28 protein-coding genes are annotated in these 23,783 nt (G+C 63.1%); 14 read left to right on the top strand and 14 right to left on the bottom strand.

All coding sequences use genetic code 11. From position 1 onward, the window contains the following. Positions 1-58 precede the first annotated feature (58 nt). On the bottom strand, positions 59-244 hold the full coding sequence (locus RHPLAN_RS01455; RefSeq protein ID WP_068013223.1) for a hypothetical protein: 186 nt from the start codon (positions 242-244) through the stop codon (positions 59-61). Positions 245-399: 155 nt separating this feature from the next. On the opposite strand from RHPLAN_RS01455, the gene RHPLAN_RS01450 reads away from it, so the two are divergent. Further along, positions 400-579, top strand: a complete 180-nt coding sequence (locus RHPLAN_RS01450) for a hypothetical protein (RefSeq protein WP_068013222.1) — start codon at positions 400-402, stop codon at positions 577-579. 954 nt (positions 580-1,533) lie between these two features. Here RHPLAN_RS01450 and RHPLAN_RS38935 read toward each other — a convergent pair. Beyond that, entirely contained in the window at positions 1,534-1,731 is a 198-nt protein-coding gene (locus RHPLAN_RS38935) for a hypothetical protein (RefSeq protein WP_157099995.1), read from the bottom strand. Here RHPLAN_RS38935 and RHPLAN_RS01445 point away from each other — a divergent pair. Next, a complete protein-coding gene (locus RHPLAN_RS01445) occupies positions 1,730-2,536 on the top strand; it encodes a DUF3800 domain-containing protein (protein ID WP_068013220.1) in 807 nt (268 codons plus the stop codon). The two genes, RHPLAN_RS38935 and RHPLAN_RS01445, sit on opposite strands and share 2 nt — an antisense overlap. A 186-nt stretch (positions 2,537-2,722) precedes the next feature. Here the strand turns inward: RHPLAN_RS01445 and RHPLAN_RS01440 are convergent, their stop codons facing one another. Continuing rightward, positions 2,723-3,658, bottom strand: a complete 936-nt coding sequence (locus RHPLAN_RS01440; RefSeq protein WP_068030365.1) for an IS1595 family transposase — start codon at positions 3,656-3,658, stop codon at positions 2,723-2,725. A gap of 145 nt (positions 3,659-3,803) precedes the next feature. Here RHPLAN_RS01440 and RHPLAN_RS01435 point away from each other — a divergent pair, with 145 nt between their 5' ends. Beyond that, positions 3,804-5,345 (top strand): YifB family Mg chelatase-like AAA ATPase, encoded by a 1,542-nt coding sequence (locus RHPLAN_RS01435; RefSeq protein ID WP_068013218.1) that lies wholly within the window; start codon positions 3,804-3,806, stop codon positions 5,343-5,345. Between the two features lie 71 nt (positions 5,346-5,416). Here RHPLAN_RS01435 and RHPLAN_RS01430 read toward each other — a convergent pair whose 3' ends face one another. The 4 genes from RHPLAN_RS01430 to RHPLAN_RS01415 all read right to left on the bottom strand — a co-directional run bounded on the left by RHPLAN_RS01430 (position 5,417) and on the right by RHPLAN_RS01415 (position 9,358). After that, positions 5,417-6,724, bottom strand: coding sequence for a TRAP transporter large permease (locus RHPLAN_RS01430; protein WP_068013216.1), 1,308 nt, complete (start codon positions 6,722-6,724; stop codon positions 5,417-5,419). Then, the gene (locus RHPLAN_RS01425; RefSeq protein WP_068013214.1) at positions 6,721-7,227 is read right to left on the bottom strand and encodes a TRAP transporter small permease; all 507 of its coding nucleotides are present in this window, start codon (positions 7,225-7,227) and stop codon (positions 6,721-6,723) included. The genes RHPLAN_RS01430 and RHPLAN_RS01425 overlap by 4 nt, the downstream gene beginning before the upstream one ends. Before the next feature lie 10 nt (positions 7,228-7,237). After that, on the bottom strand, positions 7,238-8,254 hold the full coding sequence (locus RHPLAN_RS01420) for a TRAP transporter substrate-binding protein (RefSeq protein ID WP_068013212.1): 1,017 nt from the start codon (positions 8,252-8,254) through the stop codon (positions 7,238-7,240). Between the two features lie 75 nt (positions 8,255-8,329). Next, positions 8,330-9,358 carry a cupin domain-containing protein gene (locus tag RHPLAN_RS01415; protein ID WP_198164672.1) on the bottom strand — a complete coding sequence of 343 codons (1,029 nt, stop codon included), beginning with the start codon at positions 9,356-9,358 and terminating at the stop codon, positions 8,330-8,332. Positions 9,359-9,472: 114 nt separating this feature from the next. On the opposite strand from RHPLAN_RS01415, the gene RHPLAN_RS01410 reads away from it, so the two are divergent. Together RHPLAN_RS01410 and RHPLAN_RS01405 are read left to right on the top strand one after the other, a co-directional pair. Continuing rightward, a complete protein-coding gene (locus RHPLAN_RS01410; protein WP_157099994.1) occupies positions 9,473-9,955 on the top strand; it encodes a hypothetical protein in 483 nt (160 codons plus the stop codon). A gap of 159 nt (positions 9,956-10,114) precedes the next feature. After that, positions 10,115-12,355, top strand: a complete 2,241-nt coding sequence (locus RHPLAN_RS01405) for an ATP-binding protein (protein WP_237180020.1) — start codon at positions 10,115-10,117, stop codon at positions 12,353-12,355. A gap of 10 nt (positions 12,356-12,365) precedes the next feature. Here RHPLAN_RS01405 and coaA read toward each other — a convergent pair whose 3' ends face one another. Both coaA and RHPLAN_RS01395 read right to left on the bottom strand, forming a co-directional pair. Next, positions 12,366-13,319 (bottom strand): type I pantothenate kinase, encoded by a 954-nt coding sequence (gene coaA / locus RHPLAN_RS01400; protein ID WP_068013208.1) that lies wholly within the window; start codon positions 13,317-13,319, stop codon positions 12,366-12,368. A gap of 8 nt (positions 13,320-13,327) precedes the next feature. Next, a complete protein-coding gene (locus RHPLAN_RS01395; protein ID WP_068013206.1) occupies positions 13,328-13,651 on the bottom strand; it encodes a phosphoribosyl-ATP diphosphatase in 324 nt (107 codons plus the stop codon). A gap of 92 nt (positions 13,652-13,743) precedes the next feature. Between RHPLAN_RS01395 and RHPLAN_RS01390 the strand changes: the two genes are divergently transcribed. Continuing rightward, complete coding sequence (locus RHPLAN_RS01390; RefSeq protein ID WP_068030356.1) at positions 13,744-14,349, top strand: 2-hydroxychromene-2-carboxylate isomerase; 606 nt, start codon at positions 13,744-13,746, stop codon at positions 14,347-14,349. Here the strand turns inward: RHPLAN_RS01390 and hisF are convergent. Next, positions 14,346-15,122, bottom strand: coding sequence for an imidazole glycerol phosphate synthase subunit HisF (gene hisF / locus RHPLAN_RS01385; RefSeq protein WP_068013204.1), 777 nt, complete (start codon positions 15,120-15,122; stop codon positions 14,346-14,348). The genes RHPLAN_RS01390 and hisF overlap by 4 nt on opposite strands. Positions 15,123-15,274: 152 nt before the next feature. On the opposite strand from hisF, the gene RHPLAN_RS01380 reads away from it, so the two are divergent. Next, positions 15,275-16,105: a class I SAM-dependent methyltransferase gene (locus RHPLAN_RS01380; RefSeq protein WP_068013202.1), complete on the top strand. Its 831-nt coding sequence runs from the start codon at positions 15,275-15,277 to the stop codon at positions 16,103-16,105. Positions 16,106-16,116: 11 nt separating this feature from the next. Here RHPLAN_RS01380 and hisA read toward each other — a convergent pair whose 3' ends face one another. Genes hisA through hisB form a run of 4 tightly spaced genes read right to left on the bottom strand, consistent with a single transcriptional unit; the run spans position 16,117 to position 18,708 of the window. Further along, positions 16,117-16,851: a 1-(5-phosphoribosyl)-5-[(5-phosphoribosylamino)methylideneamino]imidazole-4-carboxamide isomerase gene (hisA, locus tag RHPLAN_RS01375; protein WP_068013200.1), complete on the bottom strand. Its 735-nt coding sequence runs from the start codon at positions 16,849-16,851 to the stop codon at positions 16,117-16,119. A gap of 19 nt (positions 16,852-16,870) precedes the next feature. Then, positions 16,871-17,521 (bottom strand): imidazole glycerol phosphate synthase subunit HisH, encoded by a 651-nt coding sequence (hisH, locus tag RHPLAN_RS01370; RefSeq protein WP_068013198.1) that lies wholly within the window; start codon positions 17,519-17,521, stop codon positions 16,871-16,873. Beyond that, the gene (locus RHPLAN_RS01365; protein ID WP_068013197.1) at positions 17,518-18,009 is read right to left on the bottom strand and encodes a DUF2628 domain-containing protein; all 492 of its coding nucleotides are present in this window, start codon (positions 18,007-18,009) and stop codon (positions 17,518-17,520) included. The genes hisH and RHPLAN_RS01365 overlap by 4 nt, the downstream gene beginning before the upstream one ends. Positions 18,010-18,045: 36 nt before the next feature. Further along, positions 18,046-18,708, bottom strand: coding sequence for an imidazoleglycerol-phosphate dehydratase HisB (gene hisB, locus RHPLAN_RS01360; protein WP_084244133.1), 663 nt, complete (start codon positions 18,706-18,708; stop codon positions 18,046-18,048). A 168-nt stretch (positions 18,709-18,876) separates the two neighbouring features. Here hisB and hslV point away from each other — a divergent pair, with 168 nt between their 5' ends. The 7 genes from hslV (at position 18,877) to RHPLAN_RS01325 (ending at position 23,768) form a co-directional block, all read left to right on the top strand. Continuing rightward, entirely contained in the window at positions 18,877-19,431 is a 555-nt protein-coding gene (hslV, locus tag RHPLAN_RS01355) for an ATP-dependent protease subunit HslV (protein WP_068013195.1), read from the top strand. Between the two features lie 6 nt (positions 19,432-19,437). Then, positions 19,438-19,932 (top strand): GNAT family N-acetyltransferase, encoded by a 495-nt coding sequence (locus RHPLAN_RS01350; RefSeq protein ID WP_068030350.1) that lies wholly within the window; start codon positions 19,438-19,440, stop codon positions 19,930-19,932. Next, positions 19,929-20,309, top strand: coding sequence for a hypothetical protein (locus RHPLAN_RS01345; RefSeq protein ID WP_068013193.1), 381 nt, complete (start codon positions 19,929-19,931; stop codon positions 20,307-20,309). Before RHPLAN_RS01350 ends, RHPLAN_RS01345 begins: the two co-directional genes overlap by 4 nt. Before the next feature lie 27 nt (positions 20,310-20,336). Beyond that, complete coding sequence (gene hslU / locus RHPLAN_RS01340) at positions 20,337-21,641, top strand: ATP-dependent protease ATPase subunit HslU (RefSeq protein WP_068013191.1); 1,305 nt, start codon at positions 20,337-20,339, stop codon at positions 21,639-21,641. 47 nt (positions 21,642-21,688) lie between these two features. After that, entirely contained in the window at positions 21,689-22,024 is a 336-nt protein-coding gene (locus tag RHPLAN_RS01335) for a cupin domain-containing protein (RefSeq protein WP_068013189.1), read from the top strand. Between the two features lie 109 nt (positions 22,025-22,133). Then, a complete protein-coding gene (locus tag RHPLAN_RS01330; protein WP_068013187.1) occupies positions 22,134-22,532 on the top strand; it encodes a DUF6481 family protein in 399 nt (132 codons plus the stop codon). Between the two features lie 129 nt (positions 22,533-22,661). Continuing rightward, positions 22,662-23,768, top strand: coding sequence for an LLM class flavin-dependent oxidoreductase (locus RHPLAN_RS01325; protein WP_068030347.1), 1,107 nt, complete (start codon positions 22,662-22,664; stop codon positions 23,766-23,768). Positions 23,769-23,783 lie beyond the last annotated feature (15 nt).

The following is a 23,783-nucleotide window of genomic DNA, read 5'->3' as shown; positions in this document are numbered from 1 at the left end:
CAGGACGGCGACCCGGCGTCCAATAGGTCGGGCTATGATGCGCCCCGAGGAAGAAAAATCAGTTCGCGGCGCCGGTGATTTCGCTGTCACCGCACTCGAAGATGAACAGCATCCGCTGTTTGCCGGGCTCGAAGTGCTGGACCTGCCAGATCATCTCCTCGACATCGCGCTCGGCGGCTTCGGCATCCAACCGGGCTAGCCGGCACTGCTGCAATTCGTTCTCCAGGGCTTTCAGGTCGATCATCGAAGGCTCCAAACATCGGTACAATGGATTGGAGCACCGTAGCCCGAGTCGTTTTGTTCTGCAAATGTTCTTGTCACTGCAAGGCGTTTGTATACTTGCCAAACCCGATCCCTGGTACGATTGAATTAGTGAGTCGTCACAACCAGGAGATTCGAATGGCAGACAAAGTCGAGGTCGAGATTGGCGGGCAATCGAAATATGAGGTGGCCCATCGGATGGCGCACAACATCTTGCAGAAAGAGCACCCGCAAGGAGGTTGGCTGACCGACAGAAAGACCTATTTCAACGCCGTCGCCGACGCGATTCACGCTCTTTCGGGTAGTCACCTGAAATAAACAGCCAATAGGCGGCGGCCTCGTCTACAGCTCGTTCTGGCGCGACCGCCGTCGCCAGCTTCAGGCACTCAAGCCGAAGTTCGGTTTCTGACATGCTTCCTCCAATGCAGAGAGCCAGCACAACCGTCAGGTTGTTTCCGGCGGGACGGATTGGCAACTAAGTTGCGTTATGTGAACGTAAAGGAAACGATAATTAGCCTGTCACAGAAAGGCACGATTTCCTTTATTTTCGTTCATGTTTGGATGCCGCTGGCTGGCCATTAGGAAGCCACCGGCGCCTTTTCAAGGCCCTATCAATCCCAGTTAACACCGTGAACTTTTCAACGCATCAGCGCTTAAATGCTGGAGCGTTAGTAGTATCGCAAACCGAGTGGTGCTATCTTCTGACGTAGAGCGGACGCTCGATTCGACAAAGGCCCCACCCCTTCACACAAGTTTGGGCGTGGAGGGCGCGCCCAAGGGGCGACGGCCTAATCCGTCAGATCGAGCAAGGGAGTTGAAAATGGGTAAAACCCCACTTTCATGTCCGCTCCACAAGCCGGTTCACGTGGTCGATTACCGACGTTTTCGGTTCGGCAAATGGGAGTCGGTTTGTGAGCATTGCCGGGGTCAGCGCCGCCGTTAAGGCGGTCACTGACACCGGTTCTTTCTAGGCAACTTGGGGGGTTCTCGAAAGGGAACCCCTCCTTTTTTTCCCGTCACCGGGAAACTCGAGCCGCGCACGCGCGACGACAATGCGCAGCACTGCGCAAAGTTCGGATGGCTAAATTATATAGCCAAGTCATGAGCTTAGCGAGAGGCAGGCATAAGCCTCGCTGAGTCGTGGTTAAGGGGGGCTTAACACCCACCACAGACGCGTCCTCCCGTGTGCCCGACACCCGCGTTATGATTCGCGGGTCTTATTTGTAAAAGAAAGTGTAAACACTCTTCGCTGCTGCTGCAACGCCTGCGCGTTCAACTCTGCTTTGTCGTTGTACGCGGCTTGGGAGTTTTCGTTTTTTTGGTCGTACGGTGTTTAGACGTTTGCTGTGGCGTGGGTGGCTTATGCTGCGCAACACGGCGCAGCGTGTCGTTGAAACGACCTTCCGTTTCTTCGGATTCGAGAGTACGTGCCAATTCGCGGAACTTTTGGATCTGAGTTTTCTTGGCCATGGACCTAGCGCCAAACGGGATCGACTACTTTTATATCGACGAATCCGAACGCACCCCGCTTTCCGTAGCGAGCTGCGTTCGCATCCCTTTTCTGAGGCGCAAGCGAGCTGGCGGCTGGGAATACGTTTGGAACGACTACGCGCGCCTCGCAGACAAATGGCGACGACAACTCTCAAAAGACCATTCTATCCGATTCCGTGAGGAGTTACACGGCTACGAAATCCTCGGAAGAAAGGGCCTCTATCATAAAACTCATCGGAATCTTATGCCCGATGAAGCGGTCGATCTTTACAACGACGCCTTAGCGAAACTGACTTGGTTGCCGCACAAATCAATCATGTCGACTTTTGCCACCGACAGATCAGAGTTGATGGGACACAAAGGCATTTTTGCAGGCCTTTTCAGCTTATTCCAGCGCATGCGAAATCAATGCGGCGCTCATACAAACGGTCTCGTATTCTTCGACGAAGGGCACAAATCGTACGTTCGGCTTTACCGAATGGCTCAAGTCTATCTGCCGACCGGCTCAAAATTCGGAGCATGGGAAAATGGCAAACCGACGAGGAACATGCCTCTTACGATGTTCCCAAAAGATGCGAACATCAAACACTCTGACCTGTCCTTGTTCATGCAGGTGGCGGACCTTGTTTCATACGCGGCCCGGCTCAAGCTAGAGCATGAACGAAAGACTTTGACCGCAAAACGCGAAGGATGGGGCCATCATCTGCTTTACGATGCCATCCCCAAACCGCAGCTGAATATTGCTGCGACTATGAAGCGGAAGGATGCGATCGTCCCCACGTAAAACCGCCCCCGGACTTTCCGAGGGCGGTTCTCTGAGTCCTGCGCACTCCACGCCGCACGAAGCGACTAGGCGCTGCAAGCCTTAGCTATATAGTTGATTCTAGAGTCTAATTCAAGCAAAAAGTCTTGAATTAACAATGAGTTAGGAAAACTCTAACCCTTTGATTTTAGACTCCTTTTGGGCCTTTCAGATCGAACCAGGTTGCCGGTAGGTCAGCCGCTTGCCGAAAATACCCTGCATTGCTTTGTTTGAACGCTGCTCGTCGTTCACGCCGAGCCGCACGCGGTTGTTGTAGCGGAAATCGAATTCCGCGAGATACCGGTGCAGATGCTTCTCTGAGCAGTGCTGATAGACGCCCTTCATGCCGCGCTTGAAGATCGAATAGAAGCCTTCGACCGTGTTCGTATGCACGTCGCCGCGCACGTATTCGTCGGCCTTGTGCTTCACCGAACCATGCTCGGCAAACTCATGACCCAGCGTCATGTAATGCTGAGCCTCGTCAGTCATCAGCTTGCTTTCGCGGCGCACATTCGTCCGAACAATCGGCATGATCGTGGCAACGCTGGCGTTGTCGACATGGAAGCTGCGAGCCGAACCGCCACGCTCCACAAGCGTCAAAACCGCGTTCTTATGCGCGTAGCCTGACCGCTGCTTTGGTACGCCCTTCAGACGGCCGATAAACGTCTCGTCAGCCTCAATGGTGCTGCCTTCGCCACCCATCGGGGCCAAGGTGCCATCCCGCATCGCTTCGCGAATACGGTGCGCCAAGAACCAAGCCGACTTGTAGGTGATTTCCAGCGTGCGGTGCAGCTGATGGGCGCTGACGCCCTTCTTGCTGGCCGACATCAGGTAAACCGCCTGTAACATCTTGTGCAGCGGGATATGGGCGGACTCAAAAACCGTGCCCACCCTAACCGTGAACTGCTTCCGGCAGGGCTTGGAATAGCACTTCCAGAGGCCAAGCCGGACCCGGCCCTTCTTGTCCTTCACGCCTTCCAGCTTGCCCGACTTACCCAGAACGCCGCAGTGCGGGCAGATCGTGCCTTCATCCCAAAGGATCGCTTCCAGGTGGTCAAAAGCCGCCTGTTCGTCCTGGAAGTATTTGCGGTTCAAGAGAGACATCGGAAGGCCCATGGAATCGAGGTTATTTCGATTCTACCTCCGATTCGGGGTGTGTCAAGTATATAATCGCCCACTGCAACTCCGTTCCGCTACGTTCTCTGGGCCTGCACTTGTGGGTTGAACGACCGGGGGTCGAGAGACAGGAATGGTCCAGCGCGTCAGCACGGTCGCGTTCCAAGGCATCGACGCATTGGCTGTCGACGTCCAGGTGCAGGTCGCACCCGGCTTGCCTGCATTCAACATCGTGGGCTTGCCGGACAAGGCGGTGTCCGAGGCCAAGGAGCGCGTCCGCGCTGCTCTCGTCGCTTCGGGGCTCGCGCTGCCGGCGCGCCGCATCACCATCAATCTCGCGCCAGCCGACCTGCCGAAGGAAGGCAGCCACTACGACCTGCCGATCGCGCTCGGCCTGATGGCGGCGATTGGCGCGATTCCTCACGATGCGCTCGCGGGCTTCACGGTGCTGGGCGAGCTCGGCCTCGACGGCTCGATCGCGGCGGTGGCCGGCGCGTTGCCGGCTGCGATCGGCGCCAACTCCCGCAGCGAAGGCTTGATCTGTCCGCACGCCTGCGGTCCCGAGGCGGCCTGGGCCAGCCCGGAGATGCAGATCGTCGCTCCGTCCTCGCTCATACAGCTTGCCAACCATTTCAAGGGCACGCAGGTGCTCGGCCGGCCGAAAGCCGGCATCAAGGCCGAGACGCACGGCGCGCTGCTCGATCTTGCCGACATCAAGGGTCAGGAAAGCGCCAAGCGCGCGCTCGAGATCGCAGCGGCTGGCGGCCACAACCTGTTGATGATCGGACCACCGGGCTCGGGCAAATCGATGCTGGCGGCGCGGCTGCCCACGATTCTGCCGACGCTGTCGCCCGCGGAATTGCTGGAGGTGTCGATGATCGCGTCCGTTGCGGGCGTGATCGAAGACGGCGCGCTCACCGACCGGCGGCCGTTCCGCACGCCGCATCATTCGGCCTCGATGCCGGCGCTGGTCGGCGGCGGCTTGCGCGCCAAGCCCGGGGAGGTGTCGCTTGCCCATCACGGCGTGCTGTTTCTCGACGAGCTGCCGGAGTTTCAGCCTCACGTGCTCGACGCACTGCGCCAACCGCTCGAAACCGGCGAGGTCTCGATCTCGCGCGCCAATCACCGGGTGACCTATCCGGCACGCTTCATGCTGGTTGCCGCGATGAATCCCTGCCGCTGCGGCCATGCCAACGATCCGGGCTATGCCTGTCGCCGCGGACCGAATACGCGCTGTGCCGCCGAATATCAGACGCGCATTTCGGGACCGCTGCTCGACCGCATCGACCTCAACATCGAGGTGCCGGCTGTCACCGCGGCCGATCTCATTCTGCCACCGCCCGCCGAAGGCAGCCGCGAGGTCGCAGCCCGCGTCGCGCAGGCGCGTGCCGTGCAAGCCGAGCGCTATACCGCGCTGGGGCTTAACGGCGTGCTGACCAACTCGGCGGTGCCGTCGGCGTTGCTCGAAGACGTGGCGCGTCCGGACAGCGCCGGCCTCACGCTTCTTCGCGAAGCCGCCGACGCCATGAGGCTGTCGGCGCGCGGCTACCATCGCGTGCTCCGCGTCGCGCGCACCCTCGCCGATCTGGATGGTTCGGACAAAGTCGGCCGCGTGCATCTTGCCGAGGCGCTGAGCTATCGGGCGCTGATGGATCAGATCCAGCACGCGGCGTGAGGTACGGCGCTTGATCCACTTTTTGGCATGATCTTTTTCGAAAACCGCTTCACACTTTTCGGGATCATGCCCTACGGCCCGTACAGCACGGCCGGCAGCCAGAGCGCGATGCCCGGGAACAAAAACATCAGGAAAATGAGCAGGAACGGCGCTACCAGGAACGGGATGATGCCGCGATAGATGCTGGTGATCTTCACGTCCGGCGCCTGCGCTTGAATCACGAACAGATTCATACCGACCGGAGGATGGATCAAGCCAACCTCGACCATGATGACGACGACGATCGAGAACCAGATCGGGTCATAGCCGAACTTCACGATGATGGGCTGAAACACCGGCACGGTGATCAGCACCATGCCGATGCCCTCGAGGAAACAGCCGAGGAAAATGTAGCCCAGGATGATGACGATCATCACCATCACGCCGCTCATGTGCAGGGCTTGAGCACCGCTGAGCAGCAATTCCGGCAGATGCGTCTGCACGATGAAGAACGAGAACAGGTTGGCGCCCATGACGATAACGAACAGGACGCCGCTGACGACGACCGACGTTTCGATGGCGCGGACGAGATCGGACCAGGACATGCGCCGGCCGAGCATGCCGAGCAGGATGGCGCCGAACGCGCCGACCGAAGCCGCCTCGGTCGGGCTGAACACGCCCGCATAAAGTCCGCCGATCGTGACGACGAACAGCGCGATGAACTGCCATGGTTCGCGCAACGCGGCGATGCGCTCGCGCAACGTGTAGCGCTCCTTGCCGGGCGCATAGTCCGGACGGAACCAGACCACGATCATGGCAACGATGATGTAGAGCAACGTCAGCACCAGGCCGGGAATGAGGCCCGCGGCGAGGAGCTTCGGCACCGAAAGTTCGGCAATCGCTGCATAGATCACGAGGATGATCGACGGCGGAATCAGAATGTCGGTCGACCCGCCTGCGGCGATGCAGCCCGTCGAGAGGCCGTCGTCGTAACCGGCCTTGCGAAGCTCGGGCAGCGCCATGCGCGTCATCGTCGCCGAGTTGGCGAGCGACGATCCGGAGACCGCACCGAACGCAGCCGACGCCACCAGCGTCGCGACCGCCAACCCGCCGCGGAAGCCGGACAGGATGACACGCGCAGCCTTGAACAATTCCCCTGACATGCGGGACTCGGAGGCCACCTCGCCCATCAGAATGAACAGCGGCACCACCGAGAGCGAATAAGACGACGCCACGTCGAACGGCGCCGTGCCAAGCAGTGTGAAGGCACCGGGCCAGCCGAGCGCGATGACGTTGCCGAAGAAGCCAACCAGAACCAAAGAAATCCAGACCGGCACCCGGAGGATCAGCAGAGCAAACAGAACAGCGACGCCGAGGACACCGATCAGAGACGGATTCATTCGACGCGTTCCGTCTCGGGTGTTGCCGGGCGCGCCAGAAGGGCAGCCAGTGCCGCGAGAATGGTGCCGAAGAGCCCGAGAAACGCAGCGACCCACATCCACCAGATGGGAATCTGGGAATCGAGCTTCACGTCACCATACTGATAGATCTGGGTCGCGGGCGTGATCATGGCCCAGAAGATCAGAACAAGCACGACGATCGACAGAACATCGGCGAGCCGGATCAGAGCCGCGACGACGCGCGGAGGGATGAATCCATCGATGATGTCGATCGTGATGTTGCGGCGGCTGAAGAACGCCGCCGCCATGCCGTGGAAAATGAAGATCAGCAGCATGCACTCGACGATGTCGTAAGAACCGCGGATCGGCTTGTTGAACAGATAGCGCAACAGCACGTCGAACACGGTCACGAGCATCAGCGCAACCAGCGCGAGGCTTGCAAGCCGCAACTGAACACGCTGCAGCCGTTCGATCAGCCCGGCCGGTCCTGTCCCGTTCGCCATCGCGTCAGCGCTACTTCAGGAATTCCGCCATGAACTCCCTGGCAGGCTTGCCCTCTTTCTCCAGGCGGGCGACCTCGTCATCGATCTGCTTCTTGGCAAGCTCCTTGAGCTTGGCGACGTCGGAATCCGATAGCGTGTTGATGGTCAAGCCCTTCTGCTTGGTCTCGACATCGCGGGCGAACGTCTCCTGCGCGGCCCAGGCCTTGCCGAAGCTTTCGGCAGCTTTGACGCCGGTCTCCTTGTCCAGCAACGCCTTGAGATCGGCCGGCAGCGAATTGTACTTCGCCGGATTCATCGCGGCGACGAAGGTGCCGGAGGCAATGCCTGGATCGAGCGCGTACTTCACCACGCCGGCAAGATCATACGCGAGGCCGGCTTCATGCGGGAACATCGCACCCTGGATGATGCCCTTGGCCAACGCGTCCTGCGAGTCCGGCGGCGGCACCAGCAGCGTCGTGGCGCCGAGCGAATCGAGCATCACTTTGTTCGGCGCCGAGGCGTAGCGGATCTTCATGCCCTTGAAGTCATCGAGCTTCGTGATCGGCGTCTTGGTGTAGGCCACCACCGGGTTGGCCATCGACATGAACAGTATCTTCAGGCCGACGTGTTCGGCCGCGAGATATTTCGGCGCGAGCTCGGTCATACGCACCGCGGTCTCGACGATATTGTCCTTGGTCCCCTTCCAGGCGAACGGCTGGTTGGCCAGTTCGGTGAGCGGATAGCGACCGGGAGTCACGCCATGGATCACCCAGGCGATATCAGTCACGCCATTGCGCGCAGCGTCCAGTTGCCGGGTCGGCGGACCGACAAGCTGTCCGTTCGGATAGATGGTGATCTTGAGCCGGCCGTTCGATTCCTTCTCGAGGTTCTCGGCCCAGGCCGTCACCCATTTGTGGAAGGCATGCTGCGGCGGCACGAAGTGCGACAGCTTCAGCTCGATCGTCTGGGCCTGCGCCTGACCATCGGGCAGGACGCCAACGAACGCGACAGTCAGCGCAGCGAAAGCGAGTGAACGGAACACAGACATCGAAATCCTCCCCTGGCGCGCCCGCCTTGATTGGCTCGCACTATGCGAGAGGGCGGCAGAGTTGGCAACGCACGCTCAATCCACCTGCTCGCGCCAATAGCCGAGCGCTTCCTGCCCGGCCCGATCCGAATAGCTGAACAGCTCGAGCTCGCTATCCGCCGCAAAGCTGTAGGGCAGCCACGGCGTTGCGACGAACACGTCGTGCGGGCGGATTTTGAATTCCTTGTCGCCGATCCGCGCCGTGCCTTCGCCGCGATGCACCGCAAACACCGCGCTGCCGGTGCAGCGATAGGGCTTGCCGGCGAAACCCGCGGGCAGCCGCTGCATCGACACCGCCATAGTCGGGAACGGATGCTTGCCGGTCGCCGGATTGGCGTAGCGGAGCTTGTGGCCGTGCGCCGGATGCGGCTTGCCGGCGCGGGCCATGCTGTCGAACGCCGCACGCGTGCGCTCATACGGATAGATCAGCACCGGCGATGAGCGACCATCGGAATGATATTCGTCCGGGATGAGGTTCATGCCGTAGACCGCGGTCGACTCACCTTCGGGCCGGTCGAGCGGCTGCCGATCCTCGGGATATTCCTCGCGGAACGACGCGCCGAACAGTTTCGCGAACGGCGTGTCGAGTCCGTCGAGCCACACCACGGGTGCGGCGCCGAGGTTGCCGTGATCGTGCCAAGCCCAGGACGGCGTCACCACGAAGTCGCCGGCCGTCATCGGCAGCTTCTCGCCCGCCACGGCCGTATAGGCGCCCTCGCCTTCGATGATGAAGCGCAGCGCGCTCGGCGTGTGCCGATGCGACGCCGCGATCTCTCCCGGCATGATGATCTGCAAGCCTGCGAACAACGAGTCGCAGATGAACGTCGTGCCGCGCAGGCTCGGATTCTCGAGACAGAGCACGCGGCGCTCGGCTTCCTTCTTCGTGATCAGGCTGCAGGCGCGGATGAGCTGCGGCCGCACTTCGGCGTAGCTCCAATGCGCCGGCACACAGTTCGAGCCCGGCTTGAGACCGCTGGTCCGCTCCCACAGCGGAAACAGACTCATGTCCTTCACCTCGTCTCCGAATCGTCCCAGGTCGGAGTTGGCCAGACTTGCGGTTGCCATGATCGGCTCCAGGCTGATGCTTTCGAATGTCGAGCGACTGTCCCGCGCCTGATGCACGAGCGTCAACCCCGGTTAAGCCGCAGGTAACCCTAACCGGCTAGGTTAATGAGCGTGATGCGTATCCGTACAGCGTTCATCCTCGCCGCGGCGCTTGCCGCACCCGCAGCCGCCTACAGCGTGATGGCGGATGTGCCAAAAGAGTTACCGCGACTCTCGAACTGCTTCGCCAACGGCGCCTCGACTTATCAGATCGTCGCCAAGGCCACGGCCCCCGACTACCGCATCCGGATCGACAGCGCTGCCGCGCATCCCGATCTGCGCATGCAGCTCGTCGACCGTCCCGAGCACGCCGATTTCGTGCTCGTCGATGATGCCGACGGCGAACCCGGCACCTGCCGATCTGCCCGCACGGTCACGCATGACGGCAGCGCCGGCAAACCGGACGTCACGGTGCAGCTGTCGACCGACACCAAAAACGTCGACTACAGGCTCTACGTGCGCTCGGCGCGGTTCTCGCAGCAGGATGCCGCGGCTCTGCTGGCTGCGATGTGGAAAGCCGATCGAGGCCGCAAGGTGGCCGACTTGGCTCCGCGTTAATCACGCGTCTTAACCTCCGGTAAACCATCCCGGCCATTCGAGTTCGCGGTAAGGACTACCGCAAGATTCTCAAGCCCAATCTCCCCCGGGACATTTGGGGCCGTTCGCCGCGCTGACAACGCCGCGCGCCGGACGTTTGGGGCAAGGGAACAGGCGTCGATGCAGGTTCGTCCGGTCACGGGCATGCCGCGCGAGCGTTATCGCGTGGTCATTCGTTACGCGCTCTGGGTGCTGCGCTGGACGTTCATCACCATCGGGGCCGTGGCCGCGGCATCGATGGTGTTCGCCCGCATCTACAGCGTCAACGAACAATTCTACGATCCGGCGCAATTCGCCATCGGCCTCGCCGGCCTGTTCAGCGTGGGCTGCGGCGTGATGCTGATGCTTTTGACCCGCAACAGCCGGCTTCGCGTCGAGCTGCAGAGCGCCAAGGCACGTTGCGAGGCACTGGCCGACGGCATCTGGGAGCTGAAGGAAGCCGAGGCGCGCGCCACGAGCCTGCTTGAAGCACAAGGCGACGTCATCGTCCGTCGCGACAAGGACGGCCGCATCACCTACGCCAACGACGCGTATTGCACGCTCGCCGGTGAGACACGCGAGGCGCTGCTTGGCAGCACCGCGGGATTGAAGTCGATCCAGCAGGGCCGCAGCAACGTACTTCCGGACGGCACGCATCTGCATGACCAACAGGTGATGACGCCGGCAGGCCCGCGCTGGCTGGCCTGGCGTGACGTGGTGGTCTGGGCCGAACAGGCGGAAAGCGCCGAAGTGCAAAGCGTCGGCCGCGACGTCACTGACCGCATGGACGCCGAGCGCGCCCTCGCCGATGCCCGCGACGCCGCCGAAAGCGCCAACAGCGCCAAATCGCGTTTCCTTGCTGTCATCTCGCACGAGATCCGCACGCCGCTGAACGGCATCCTCGGCATGGCCGAGCTGCTGCGCGACACCACGCTCACCCCCGAGCAGGCGACCTATGTGCGCGCCACACGAACGTCGGGTGAAGCGCTGCTGTCGCTGATCGAGGAGGTGTTGGACTTCTCCAAGATCGAAGCCGGCAAGATCGAGCTTGCCTCCGAGCCGGTGTCGCTGACCACGCTGATCGAGGACGTGGTCGAGCTGGTAAGTCCACGCGCCCAGGCCAAAGGCCTGGAGATCGCCGCCGACGTCGACGAACGATTGCCAGAGCGGGTGCTGGGCGATGCGACGCGGCTCCGGCAGGTGCTGCTCAATCTCACCGGCAATGCGATCAAGTTCACCGAGACCGGCGGCGTCAGCGTCGTGGTCGAGGCCGGTTCTGCGGAGGGCGAGGTCGCCTTTGCGATTCGCGACACCGGCATCGGCATTGCGTCGAACCAGCAGGCGCGGATCTTTCATGAGTTCGAACAGGCCGATGGCGGCACAAACCGCAAGTTCGGCGGCACCGGTTTGGGTCTCGCGATCACCCGGCGCATCGTCGAGCGTATGAACGGACGCATCGAGCTCGAAAGCGTGCTGGAGCGCGGCTCGACGTTCCGCGTCGTGCTCCCGCTGTCGGAGGCCCCCGCCACCGACGCGGCGCGCTTTGCGGCGCCGGCGCTTGAAGGCCATGCGGCGCTGATCATCTCGCCGCCCACGGTCGAGGTCTGCCTGATCAAGCGGCGGCTCAAGCGCTGGGGCGCGACGGTCGAACGCGCTTCGACCGGCCTCGCAGCGGAGGTCATGACCGAGCAGCGCTGGGACGCTTTGCTGGTCGATCATTCGGTCGGCTTCGAGGCCGCGGCCGAAGTCGCCACTGGGGCGCGCGACACGGTCATGCGTCGCATCATCCTGATCACGCCCGGCGAGCGGCACCGCCTGCCTGCGTTAAAAGAGGCCGGCTTCACCGGCTATCTGGTCAAGCCGGTTCGCGCGGCTTCGCTGAAGGCGCAACTCGCAGCCGCACCCGAATTCGAGAACATCACCGCGGCCGCTGAACCGAATGATCCAGGCGCGAACGCGCCGGATGAGTCGACGCCATCGCTGTCGATCCTGGTGGCCGAAGACAACGACATCAATGCGCTGCTGACGCGCTCGCTCTTGACGCGGTTGGGCCACCGGCCGGAGGTAGCGCCTGATGGCGCAGCCGCCGTCGAGTCCTGGCAGGCCGCGCAGGACGCCGGATCGCCGCACGACGTGATCCTGATGGACGTGCACATGCCGGGTGTCGATGGCTTCGAGGCGACGCGTCGCATCCGCGCGGCGGAAACCAACAGCGGCAAGCCGCGCACGCGGATCATCGCACTGACCGCCAACGCCTGTGAAGAAGACCGTAACGCCTGTCTCGAGTCCGGGATGGACGGCTTCCTGGTCAAGCCACTCGTGCGCGAGCGGCTGATCGAAACGCTGACCTCATCATCAGGGAAAGCTTCCGCCGCGGCGTAAGGCGCGCAGCTCACAGTTTCCGCAGCGCGACCTGTTCGACCATGTGGCTCGCGCCTTTCTTCAGGATCAGGTCGGCGCGCTGCCGCGTCGGCAGGATGTTCTCGTCAAGGTTCACGAGGTTGATCCGCTCCCAGATCGACGTGGCGGTGTTTCTCGCTTCCTGATCGCTCAGCTTCGAGTAGCGATGGAAGTAGGACTTCGGATCGCGGAACGCAGTGCCGCGCAGCGTCAGGAAACGGTCGACATACCAGCCGCGCAGCACGTTTTCGTCGGCATCGAGATAGACCGAGAAGTCGAAGAAGTCCGACACGAACGGGATCGCCTTGCCATCCTTCGGCAGACGGCCGGTCTGCAGCACGTTGAGCCCTTCGACGATCAGGATGTCCGGCCGGTCGACCTCGACCCACCGATTCGGAACAACGTCATAAACAAGGTGCGAATAGATCGGCGCGCGCACCGGGCGGCGCCCGGCTTTGACGTCTGACAGAAACAGCAACAGGCCGGGCAGGTCATAGCTCTCCGGGAAGCCCTTCTTCTCCATCAGGCCTTCGCGTTCGAGCACCGCATTCGGCAGCAGGAAACCGTCCGTGGTGACGAGATCGACCTTCGGCACGTTGGTCCAGCGCGCCAGCAAGGCTTGCAGCACGCGCGCCGTCGTCGATTTGCCGACCGCAACCGAGCCCGCCACGCCGATGATGTAAGGAAGCTTGGCCTCCTCGCCGCCGAGGAAGCGCTGCTGCGCGCGGTGCAGCCGCTGTGTCGCTGCGACATAGAGCGACAACAACCGCGACAGCGGAAGATAGATATCCTCGACCTCGCTTATATCGAGACGATCGTGCATGGAGCGCAGCCGGTTGACCTCGTCCAGCGACAGCGTCATCGGCATGTCTTCGCGCAACGCAGCCCATTCGGACCGCGTGTAGGTCGTGAAAGGCGAAAGTCCGTCGTCGACGCGCTGTTCCATCGAAACACTCAGCCACTCGGCCGTGAAGCCTTTTCCTCAAGCCCGGACTTCTTGGTGCGGGTTTCGAGCAGAGCCTCGACCTCTGCGAGCCTGACGCCGCGAGCGTGCAGCATGACCAGGAGATGATAGAGCACGTCGGCCGACTCGCCGATCACGCGGTCGCGGTCCTCGGCGGCGACAGCCAGCACGGCTTCGACGGCTTCCTCGCCGAACTTCTTGGCGCATTGCGCCGGGCCCCTGTCGAGGAGCTTGCGCGTGTAGGACACTTCGGGGGAGGCCGTGGCGCGGTCGTCGATGCGCTGCTCAAGGTCGGCCAGGGTGAACTTGCTCATGGCCCCTGAAATAGCACCTCTTCTGCCTTGCCGGGAGTCATAGCGCCGCGATTGGTTGACGGACGCGACCTTTGGCGGTGAGCATGACCGCCATGCCCAGACCTGTCCTCGACTTCTGGTTCGATTTCGCGTCGACCTACTCCTACCTGGCGGCGAGCCGCATCGGGCCTTTGGCCGCCGAAGCCCAGGTCGAGGTGCGGTTTCGGCCATTCCTGCTCGGGCCGATCTTCAAGGCGCAAGGCTGGAACACCTCGCCGTTCAATGTCTACTCGGCCAAGGGCCGCAACATGTGGCGCGACCTGGAGCGGCTGTCCGAGGACGCGAATTTGCCCTTCCGCCGGCCCGAGGCCTTCCCGCAAAATAGCCTGCTGGCCGCGCGGGTGGCGCTCGTCGGGTTTCCGCAAGGCTGGGGCGAGCGGTTTTGCGTCGAGGTGTTTCGCGCGCAATTCGGCGACGGCCACCGGATCGACGAACCCGCGACGCTTTCCGAAATCCTGGCACGGCTCGATGTCGATCCCCGGGTCGTGCTGGCTGCGGCGCAATCCGACGACAACAAGGCGCATCTGCGGGCGCAATCCGAGGAAGCGCAGCGGCTCGGCCTCTATGGCGCGCCGAGCTTTGTCACGGCATCGGGCGAGCTGTTCTGGGGCAACGACCGGCTCGAGCAGGCGTTGCGCTGGGCCAAGCGAGGCGCTTAAGGATCGAGCCGCACCGGCAGACCGGCCTGCGCCATATGCTGCTTGGCCTCGCGCACGGTGTGCTCGCCGAAATGGAAGATCGACGCCGCCAGCACGGCGGTGGCATGGCCGTCGCGGATGCCCTCCACCAGATGGTCCAGCGTGCCGACGCCTCCTGAAGCGATCACTGGCACCGGCACCGCGTCGGCCACCGCTTGCGTGAGCGCGATGTCGAAGCCGGATCTGGTGCCATCGCGATCCATCGAGGTGAGCAGGATTTCTCCGGCACCCAGCGACACCACCTCGCGGGCATAGTCGATGGCATCGATCCCGGTCGGCTTGCGGCCGCCATGGGTGAAGATCTCCCAGCGGTCTTTCTCGCCGGGCTGTGAGACCTTCTTGGCGTCGATCGCGACCACGATGCACTGATCGCCGAACTTCTCCGCGGCCTCCTTGACGAAGGCACGGCGGTTCACCGCCGCGGTGTTGATCGACACCTTGTCAGCGCCGCAGGTCAACAGCTTGCGGATGTCGTCGGTGGTGCGCACGCCGCCGCCGACCGTGAGCGGCATGAAGCAGGCTTCGGCGGTCCGCTGCACGACGTCGAAAATCGTGTCGCGGTTCTCATGACTCGCCGTGATGTCGAGAAAGCACAATTCATCGGCGCCGGCCGCGTCATAGGCGATCGCGGCCTCCACCGGGTCGCCGGCGTCGCGCAGGTTGACGAAATTGACGCCCTTGACGACACGGCCGTCCTTCACGTCGAGACAGGGAATGACGCGGACCTTGAACATGACGGCGAACCTATGCCAATGAAAACGCTGCTATAACAGCGCTGCGCGGAACTTTTGCCCGCGCCCTATACACGGTGCAGGCGGCCAAGGCGAATCGATGCAAATGCCGCGCAACCTCGGCGCCATTTGCCCAACAGCGAGTTCGGACGAGCGTGTTTTCGGCCATCAAAAACATCAAGAGCACCGTCCCCTACATCACGTTCCGGCGTTACAACAAAGCGCTGCGGCGGCTGGCCAAATTGCCGGGCTATCTCGGCACGAGCCACCAATGCCCGATCTGCGGCGTGGGGCTGCGCGCCTTCAAGCCGATGTGGAAGTCCTACGGCCGCAACGTCGAGCGCTTCGGATATATTCATCGCGATGCCGAGATGGAGACCTTCAATCTCAAGGCGATGACCTGCCCGAAGTGCGACGCCACCGATCGCGAGCGGCTGATGGCGATCTATCTCGACGAGGCCTGGCCGTCACTGCCGAAAGACAAGCCCGTCCGGCTGGTCGACTTCGCGCCAGCCTATCCGCTGAGCCAGAAGATCAAGCAGTATCCCGGCATCGCCTATCGCAGCGCCGACCTGATGCGCCGCGACGTGCAGGACAACATCGACCTCACCAACATCGCCTATCTCGACGAGTCGGTGGACGTCTTCATCTGCTCGCATGTGCTCGAGCACGTGCCCGATGACCGCAAGGCGATGCGCGAGCTGCGCCGCATCCTGCGCCCCGGCGGCTTCGGCCTGATGCTGGTGCCGCTCGTGATCGGCGTCGACGAGACCACCGAGGAACAGGGCGAGACTTCGATCGAATACCGCTGGAAGCACTTCGGCATGGGCGATCATGTCCGCCAGTACGGCCGGCGCGATTTCGTCGACCGCCTGACCGCGTCAGGGCTGAAGGTCGATCAGCTTGGTGTGGGCCACTTCGGCGCCGAGAAATTCCGCCGCCACGGCATCGCTGAGAATTCGGTGCTGTACGTGGTGCGGCGTTAGCCGCGCGCCAATTATCCTCGCGCGGAGCGCAGCAGCGCCATGGCCTCGACCGGATCGAGACGTCCGTCATAGAGGGCGCGGCCGGCGATCGCCCCTTCGAGCTTGCGCGCGCGCGGCTCGGTCAGGACCTTCACGTCGTCGATGGAGGCAAGACCGCCGGACGCGATCACCGGGATCGAGATCGCATCGGCCAGCGCAATGGTCGCGTCCCAGTTGATGCCCTTGAGCATGCCGTCGCGCGCCACGTCGGTGTAGATGATCGCGGCGACGCCCGCGTCCTCGAAGCGCCTGGCGATATCGAGGACAGAGAGCTCCGACGTTTCGGCCCAGCCCTGCACCGCGACCTTGCCGTCCTTGGCGTCGAGGCCGACGGCCACACGCTTGGGAAACTTCCTTGCCGCTTCCTTGACCAGCGCGGGATCGCGGACGGCCGCGGTGCCGATGATCACGCGGTCGACGCCCTTTTCGAGCCAGCCTTCGACCGTGGCCATGTCGCGGATGCCGCCGCCCAGCTGCACGCACAGGCCCACGGTTTCGAGGATGCGGTCGACAGCCGCGGCATTCATCGGCTTGCCGGCAAACGCGCCGTCGAGATCGACGACGTGCAGATGTTTGAAACCTTGGGTCTCGAACACGTGCGCCTGCGCGGCCGGATCGCGATTGAACACGGTTGCGCGGTCCATGTCGCCTTGCTTGAGGCGCACGGCAACGCCGTCCTTCAGATCGATTGCAGGAAACAGGATCACAGGTTGCTCGCGGCCCTTTTCAGGGCTTCCATTTCAGGAAATTCGCGATCAACGCAAGCCCAAGTTTCTGGCTCTTTTCCGGATGGAATTGCGTGCCCGCCACGTTGCCGCGCGCCACCACGGCGGTGATCGGCCCACCATATTCAGCCTGCGCGACGAGGTCCGAGCCGTCCTGCGGCCGGAGCTGGTAGGAATGCACGAAATAGGCGTGCAGGCCGTCCTGCCCCAGGGGAATGCCATCGAGCAGCTTGTGCGAGCCCTGCGTGGCGAGCGTGTTCCAGCCCATGTGCGGAATCTTCAGCGACGGATCGGTCGGCGTGATCTTGTCGACGTCGCCGCGGATCCAGCCGAGCCCCTCTGTGACCACGTATTCGCGGCCGCGTTCGGCCAGAAGTTGCATGCCGACGCAGATGCCGAGAAAAGGCCGGCCCTTGCCGCGCACCGTCTCCTCCAGCGCCTCGACCATGCCGGGCACGGCGTCGAGGCCGTGGCGGCAATCCGCGAAGGCGCCGACGCCTGGCAGCACCACGCGGTCAGCCTTGCGCACCACTTCGGGGTCGCGCGTCACCACAATCGGCTGATCGTGACCGCTCTCGCGGGCGGCACGCTCGAACGCCTTGGCGGCCGAGTGCAGATTGCCGGACCCATAATCGACGATCGCAACGCTCATCGACGGGGCTCGGGTTGCGGAAGCGGAAACAGCCCCAGCACGTCGGGCGATGCCGGCGCGACCGGCGCCGACGGCGGCCACGTTGGGGCAACCGGCTCGGACGGCACTCTATCGGCCCACGATTCAAAGAACCGACGCTCGGCCTCTTCGAGATCCCTCGCCGCCACCACACCGGCCTGCGTCCAGCGACGGCGCAAGCTCCAGCGGCGCAAGGAGCCAGCCTCGCAGCCGATCAGCACCGCGATCAAAAAGCCCACGGCGGATTGCACCAGACTCGACGCGCCGAGCGCGCTCAACCCGGCGAACAGCGCCGCGATCACGACGAGATAGATGATCAAAACCAGCCAAAGCCTATTCCAGATCATCCAGAGCGGTCCGAGCAGGAAGGCCCAGAAATGGAAGCCGTCCCGCACAAAACGGACGCGATCCGGCTCGGACGACACCTGGCCGTCGCGGCGCACCGGTACATGGACCGTGTAGATTTTCATCGCACTCTCCGGCCGTCTGTTGGTCAGCCGCTTAAATCAGCCCCCGAGCGAGCCTTTGGTCGACGGTATCTCACCCGCAGCCCGCGGATCGATGGAGAAGGCTGACCGCAACGCTCGCGCCAGGCCCTTGAAGCAAGACTCGGCAATATGGTGATCGTTTGTCCCGTACAAGGTCTCGACATGCAGGGTGACGCCGGAATTCATGGCGAAGGCCTGAAACCATTCCTGCACCAGCTCGGTGTCGAAGGCGCCGACCTTGTCGCGGCCGAACTTGGCCTTGAACACCAGGAACGGGCGGCCGGACACGTCGATGGCCACGCGCGTCAGCGCCTCGTCCATCGGCATATAGAGGCTGGCGTAGCGGGTGATGCCCTTCATGTCGCCTAGCGCCTGCTTCACGGCCTGACCGAGCGCGATGCCGACATCCTCGGTGGTGTGGTGGTGGTCGATGTGCAGATCGCCCTTGGCCTTGACCGTGATGTCGATACGCGAGTGCCGCGCCAGCAGATCGAGCATGTGGTCGAAGAAGCCGATGCCGGTCGAGATATTGGAGACGCCCTTGCCATCGAGGTTCACCGCCACCTCGATATTGGTCTCCTTGGTGGCACGCTTCACCGTCGCGCTGCGGCGCTTAGCCACTTCTTTGGCCGCCGCCACGGCGGTCGATCGTTTCGCGATGGTTTTGCGGCCGCGGGCCATAGGGATGCCTTGAGAATCGTCTGTCCGATGGGAACGCGCGGGTTTTATCAGGCGGCTTTGCGCTTTGCTACTGCGGCCCCGGCGGCCTTCGGGGCCGTAAGGCACTGAAAAGGCCTGGATTTGCCTCAACGCTCCGTGCTCCTTACATGGGGTGACACGGGATTTCATATGCAGCAACCAACCCCAACCGAACTCTGGCACGGCACCACCATCCTCACCGTCCGTAAGGGCGGCATCGTCGCGGTCGGCGGCGACGGCCAGGTCTCGATCGGTCAGACCATCATCAAGGGCAACGCCAAGAAGGTCCGCCGCCTCGCCAAGGGCGACGTGATCGGCGGCTTCGCAGGCGCCACCGCAGATGCCTTCACGCTGTTCGAGCGGCTCGAAGCCAAGCTCGAGCAGTATCCCGGCCAGCTCACCCGCGCCGCGGTCGAGCTTGCGAAAGACTGGCGCACCGACCGCTATCTGCGCCGGCTCGAGGCCATGATGATCGTGGCCGACAAGGACGTCTCGCTGGTGCTGACCGGCACCGGCGACGTCCTCGAGCCCGAGGCCGGCGTGATCGGCATCGGTTCCGGCGGCAATTATGCGCTGGCCGCCGCGCGCGCCCTGGTTGACGGCCCGCTCGACGCCGAGAGCATCGTCCGCAAGTCGCTCGATATCGCGGCCGACATCTGCGTCTACACCAACCGCAACGTCACCATCGAGACGCTGAAGGCTTAAGGCATGGTGGCGGCACGGTACGAGTTCACGCCGATGACCGCAGCCGACCTGCCGCTGATCCGGCGCTGGCTCGAGACGCCGCATGTTGCCGAGTGGTGGCACGATCCGGTCGAACAGTTCGAGCTCGTCAGCGGCGATCTTGGCCATCCCGACATGGCGCAGTTCATCGTTGCAACGGACGCGCGGCCGTTTGCGTATCTACAATGTTACAACATCAGTGCCTGGGATGCCGGCTTCGGCCCGCAGCCGGACGGCACGCGCGGCCTCGATCAGTTCATCGGCGAACCGGACATGCTCGATCGTGGCCACGGCTCGGCGCTTGTCCGCACCTTCGCCGAAAATCTGCTGGCGAATGGCACGCCACGCATTGTGATCGATCCCGATCCCAACAATACACGCGCCATTCGAGCGTATGAGAAGGCGGGCTTCAGCAAAGACCGTTTGGTCGATACGCCCGATGGCGTTGCCCTACTGATGTTTCGCAACGCGGGTGCGTCATGAGCGCGGATGACCCGATCCCCATGGCGTCGGTTGAAGACCTCGAAAGCTTCAAGGCTGCCGAGCTGACCAGCGTCACGGTCTGGAAGTTCAGCGTCACGCTCGCCTTCAACGACGAGCCTCGCACCATCACGGTCGAGAGCGGGATCGAATTCCGATCCCTGGGGCGCACCGAAGTCTACAACCAGGAAATCATTGTCGCCTTTGGCGCGCGCATTCTTTCACTGATGGGCCGCCGCGTGGTCGAACTGAAAGCCACCGGCGACAAAGTCCTGTCGTTTGAATTCGACGAAGGCTCGGTGCTGACGCTCCGCCCGGACGACACCGGCACCGAGAGCTACGCCATCAACCTGCCGGACGGATCGGTGTTCACCGGCTGACGACCTGAAACGGAAACCAGTAACGCTATGAGTGACTTCTCTCCCCGCGAAATCGTCTCCGAGCTCGACCGCTTCATCGTCGGACAGGCCGACGCCAAGCGCGCGGTCGCAATCGCTCTGCGCAACCGCTGGCGGCGGCTGCAGCTCGAAGACAGGCTGCGCGAAGAGGTGCTGCCGAAAAACATCCTGATGATCGGGCCGACCGGCGTCGGCAAGACCGAGATTTCGCGGCGGCTGGCGAAGCTCGCCGGCGCCCCTTTCATCAAGGTCGAAGCCACCAAGTTCACCGAGGTGGGTTATGTCGGCCGCGACGTCGAGCAGATCGTCCGCGACCTCCTCGAAGTCGGCATTGCGCTGACGCGCGAGAAGAAGCGCAAGGACGTGCAGGTGCGCGCCGAGCAGGCCGCCGAGGCGCGTGTGGTGGACGCGCTGGTCGGTCCGAACGCCAGCGCCTCCACCAAGGAAGCGTTCCGGAAAAAGCTTCGCGCCGGCGAGCTCAATGACAAGGAAATCGAGATCGAGGTGCAGGCCTCCGGCGGCGGCATGCCGATGTTCGATATTCCCGGCATGCCGGGCTCCCAGGTCGGCGCGATCAACATCGGCGACATTTTCGGCAAGCTCGGCGGCCGCACCAAGACGCGCCGCGTCACGGTCGACGAATCGCACGAGATTCTCGTGGCCGAAGAGTCCGACAAGCTGCTCGATCAGGATCAGGTGACCCAGGAGGCGATCCGGTCGGTGGAGCAGAACGGCATCGTATTCCTCGACGAAATCGACAAGATCACCGCGCGCGACGGCCGTGTCGGCGGCGACGTGTCCCGCGAGGGCGTGCAGCGCGACCTGCTGCCGCTGATCGAGGGCACGACGGTGTCGACCAAGCACGGCGCGGTGAAGACCGACCACATCCTGTTCATCGCATCCGGCGCATTTCATCTGTCGAAGCCGTCGGACCTGCTGCCCGAACTCCAGGGCCGGCTCCCCATCCGCGTCGAGCTCAAGCCGCTCACCCGCGACGACATGCGCCGCATCCTGACCGAACCCGAGGCCTCGCTGATCAAGCAATACATCGCGCTGATGGGCACCGAGGGCGTCACCCTGGAATTCACCGAGGACGCAATCGACGCCATCGCCGACGTCGCGGTGGCGGTGAATTCCAGCGTCGAGAACATCGGCGCGCGGCGCCTGCAGACCGTGATGGAGCGGGTGCTCGACGAAATTTCGTTCGGCGCCACCGACCGCGCCGGCGAGACCATACGGATCGACACCGGTTACGTGCAGAGCCATATCGGCGATCTTGCCAAGAACACCGATCTCAGCCGGTTCATTCTGTGACAACCACATAATACGCTGCTCAGGAATAACTGCATTGCGAGGCGCTCATGTCAGACAAAAAATCCAAATCCGGCACACCGCTCGGCCCGATCGGCACCAAGGTGCTGTTCGAGAACCAGCACATCCGCGTGTGGAGCGTGGAGCTCCCAGGCAAGGGCCATCAGCCGCTGCATGAGCACGATCACCCCTATCTCATCGTGCCGGTGAGCGAAGGTAAGGCCTTGATGCGCTGGGAGGATGGCCGCGAGCGCGAGATCGTCGACGTGCTCGGCAACGTCGTCTATCGCGACGCGAGCGGCGGGCCGCACGAACTGTTCAACCTGGAAGACACCAAATTTCACTCGATCCTGGTGGAAATCAAAGCCGAGGGCCCCGCCACTTAAAGCTGTTGTCGCGAGGGAACTGCCCCCAACGGAATTCTTGTTTTCCGGGACGATGCCGCTATATCAGTGCCCTCCCGCGGCACTGTCATGCCGCACAATCGGAACATCCATGGCTTTCAGAATTCCCGATCTTCAAGAGCGTCAGAATACGGCCGCGGCCGCCAAGAAGCAGATGCTGGAGCGCTTCCGCGCTGCAGCCCAGGACCCGAACCTCGCCGACAAGCTCGCCGAGCGCGCCAAAATCCACGAGGCGCGACAGGCCCGGCTGGCCGAGCGCGAGGCCGAGAGGAAAGCACGCGAGGTCGAACTCGCAGCAAAAGCTGCCCGTGAAGCCGAACGCGCCGCTGCGGCGAAGCGTGAAGCCGAACGGCTTGCGGCCGTCGCGGCCGAAGAGGAAGCCGAGCGTCAGCGGCTGGCAGACATCGCGCTGAAGGCCGAGCAGAAGGCCCGGCGCGACGAACGCTATGCGGCCCGCAAGGCGGCCAAGAAGAAGCGCAAGCGTCTCTAAGCCGCTATTCCGGATTTGGATCTGATGAGCCGTCGCCCGTCGGGCGGCGGCCTTCGTCGTTCGACGCGGCTTGAAAATCCGATAGACTTGGGCGCGCAAAAATAGTGCATGCCCAAGGACAAGCCGCCCATGCGTCTTGGAATGTTCATGATGCCGGTGCACCCGCCCGGCCGGTCCATGTCCGAGACCCTTGCCGAGGACACGGCGAAATCCGTGCTCGCCGATAAGCTCGGTTATGACGAGCTGTGGATGGGCGAGCACTTCTCCGCCACCACCGAGCCGTTCCCCTCGCCGCTGATGTTCCTCGCCGGCCTGGTGCCGCAAACCAGGAACCTCACCTTCGGCACCGCCGTCATCAACCTGCCCAACCATCATCCGGCAATCGTCGCGGCCGAGTGCGCGCAGTTCGACCACATGAGCGGCGGCCGCTTCCTGATGGGCGTCGGCTCCGGCGGCCTCGCCTCGGACTTCGAACTGTTCAACATCGATCCGGCCGCACGCCAGCGCCAGTTCATGGAATCGATCGACATGATCCTGCGCATTTGGGCGCAGGATCCGCCCTACGACATCAAGGGCGAATTCTGGAACGTGCAGATCCAGCGGGCGATCATGCCGGAGCTCGGCGTCGGCACCATGCCGAAGCCGCTGCAAAAGCCGCATCCGCCGATCCACATCTCGATTTCGAGCCCGGACTCGGCCTCGGCGAAGCTTGCGGGGTCCAAAGGCTGGGGCATCATTTCCGGACCGGTCGCACCGCTGTATGCAGTCGCCAATCACTGGCGGGCCTATAGCGAGGCGCGGCGCGAAGCCGGCTCCCGCGCCCGAAGCGAAGACTGGCGCGTGTCACGCCTGATGATCGTGGCGCCGACCGACGCTGAAGCCGAGGAGCGCGTCTACGGCGAGCGCGCCTCGAACCACTATTATTGCAGCTATATGCGAAAAGCGCTCGCGGCCGCCAAGCGCCTCTGGATGATCAAGCCGCAGCCCGAGATGCCGGACGAGGACTGCACGCCGGAAGCGATCATGAACGAGTGCGTGATCTATGGTTCGCCGCGCACCGTGCTCGACCGGCTCGTGGCGTTGCGCGAGCGCGTCGGGCCGTTCGGCACGCTCCTCCAGATCGGGCTCGACTGGGGCGGACCGAACGAGGCCTGGGAGCGCGAGGGCATGCGTCTTCTTGCGCAAGACGTCATGCCGCGCTTCCGCCAGCACGTGACCGCGCAGGCGGCCGAATAGCGTTATAACTTCGCG

The organism is Rhodoplanes sp. Z2-YC6860 (assembly GCF_001579845.1).
Taxonomy (GTDB): Bacteria; Pseudomonadota; Alphaproteobacteria; order Rhizobiales; family Xanthobacteraceae; genus Z2-YC6860.
Note: the sequence above shows the minus strand (reverse complement) of the source record. Positions and strands in the feature narration are given on the sequence as shown.

What these genes read in the sequence shown, in the direction of transcription:
- RHPLAN_RS01455 (WP_068013223.1), bottom strand. Translation starts at nt 244, where the DNA reads ATGATCGACCTGAAAGCCCTGGAGAACGAATTGCAGCAGTGCCGGCTA.
- RHPLAN_RS01450 (WP_068013222.1), top strand. Translation starts at nt 400, where the DNA reads ATGGCAGACAAAGTCGAGGTCGAGATTGGCGGGCAATCGAAATATGAG.
- RHPLAN_RS01445 (WP_068013220.1), top strand. Translation starts at nt 1,730, where the DNA reads ATGGACCTAGCGCCAAACGGGATCGACTACTTTTATATCGACGAATCC.
- RHPLAN_RS38935 (WP_157099995.1), bottom strand. Translation starts at nt 1,731, where the DNA reads ATGGCCAAGAAAACTCAGATCCAAAAGTTCCGCGAATTGGCACGTACT.
- RHPLAN_RS01440 (WP_068030365.1), bottom strand. Translation starts at nt 3,658, where the DNA reads ATGTCTCTCTTGAACCGCAAATACTTCCAGGACGAACAGGCGGCTTTT.
- RHPLAN_RS01435 (WP_068013218.1), top strand. Translation starts at nt 3,804, where the DNA reads ATGGTCCAGCGCGTCAGCACGGTCGCGTTCCAAGGCATCGACGCATTG.
- RHPLAN_RS01430 (WP_068013216.1), bottom strand. Translation starts at nt 6,724, where the DNA reads ATGAATCCGTCTCTGATCGGTGTCCTCGGCGTCGCTGTTCTGTTTGCT.
- RHPLAN_RS01425 (WP_068013214.1), bottom strand. Translation starts at nt 7,227, where the DNA reads ATGGCGAACGGGACAGGACCGGCCGGGCTGATCGAACGGCTGCAGCGT.
- RHPLAN_RS01420 (WP_068013212.1), bottom strand. Translation starts at nt 8,254, where the DNA reads ATGTCTGTGTTCCGTTCACTCGCTTTCGCTGCGCTGACTGTCGCGTTC.
- RHPLAN_RS01415 (WP_198164672.1), bottom strand. Translation starts at nt 9,358, where the DNA reads ATGGCAACCGCAAGTCTGGCCAACTCCGACCTGGGACGATTCGGAGAC.
- RHPLAN_RS01410 (WP_157099994.1), top strand. Translation starts at nt 9,473, where the DNA reads ATGCGTATCCGTACAGCGTTCATCCTCGCCGCGGCGCTTGCCGCACCC.
- RHPLAN_RS01405 (WP_237180020.1), top strand. Translation starts at nt 10,115, where the DNA reads ATGCAGGTTCGTCCGGTCACGGGCATGCCGCGCGAGCGTTATCGCGTG.
- coaA (WP_068013208.1), bottom strand. Translation starts at nt 13,319, where the DNA reads ATGGAACAGCGCGTCGACGACGGACTTTCGCCTTTCACGACCTACACG.
- RHPLAN_RS01395 (WP_068013206.1), bottom strand. Translation starts at nt 13,651, where the DNA reads ATGAGCAAGTTCACCCTGGCCGACCTTGAGCAGCGCATCGACGACCGC.
- RHPLAN_RS01390 (WP_068030356.1), top strand. Translation starts at nt 13,744, where the DNA reads ATGCCCAGACCTGTCCTCGACTTCTGGTTCGATTTCGCGTCGACCTAC.
- hisF (WP_068013204.1), bottom strand. Translation starts at nt 15,122, where the DNA reads ATGTTCAAGGTCCGCGTCATTCCCTGTCTCGACGTGAAGGACGGCCGT.
- hisH (WP_068013198.1), bottom strand. Translation starts at nt 17,521, where the DNA reads ATGAGCGTTGCGATCGTCGATTATGGGTCCGGCAATCTGCACTCGGCC.
- RHPLAN_RS01365 (WP_068013197.1), bottom strand. Translation starts at nt 18,009, where the DNA reads ATGAAAATCTACACGGTCCATGTACCGGTGCGCCGCGACGGCCAGGTG.
- hisB (WP_084244133.1), bottom strand. Translation starts at nt 18,708, where the DNA reads ATGGCCCGCGGCCGCAAAACCATCGCGAAACGATCGACCGCCGTGGCG.
- hslV (WP_068013195.1), top strand. Translation starts at nt 18,877, where the DNA reads ATGCAGCAACCAACCCCAACCGAACTCTGGCACGGCACCACCATCCTC.
- RHPLAN_RS01345 (WP_068013193.1), top strand. Translation starts at nt 19,929, where the DNA reads ATGAGCGCGGATGACCCGATCCCCATGGCGTCGGTTGAAGACCTCGAA.
- hslU (WP_068013191.1), top strand. Translation starts at nt 20,337, where the DNA reads ATGAGTGACTTCTCTCCCCGCGAAATCGTCTCCGAGCTCGACCGCTTC.
- RHPLAN_RS01335 (WP_068013189.1), top strand. Translation starts at nt 21,689, where the DNA reads ATGTCAGACAAAAAATCCAAATCCGGCACACCGCTCGGCCCGATCGGC.
- RHPLAN_RS01330 (WP_068013187.1), top strand. Translation starts at nt 22,134, where the DNA reads ATGGCTTTCAGAATTCCCGATCTTCAAGAGCGTCAGAATACGGCCGCG.
- RHPLAN_RS01325 (WP_068030347.1), top strand. Translation starts at nt 22,662, where the DNA reads ATGCGTCTTGGAATGTTCATGATGCCGGTGCACCCGCCCGGCCGGTCC.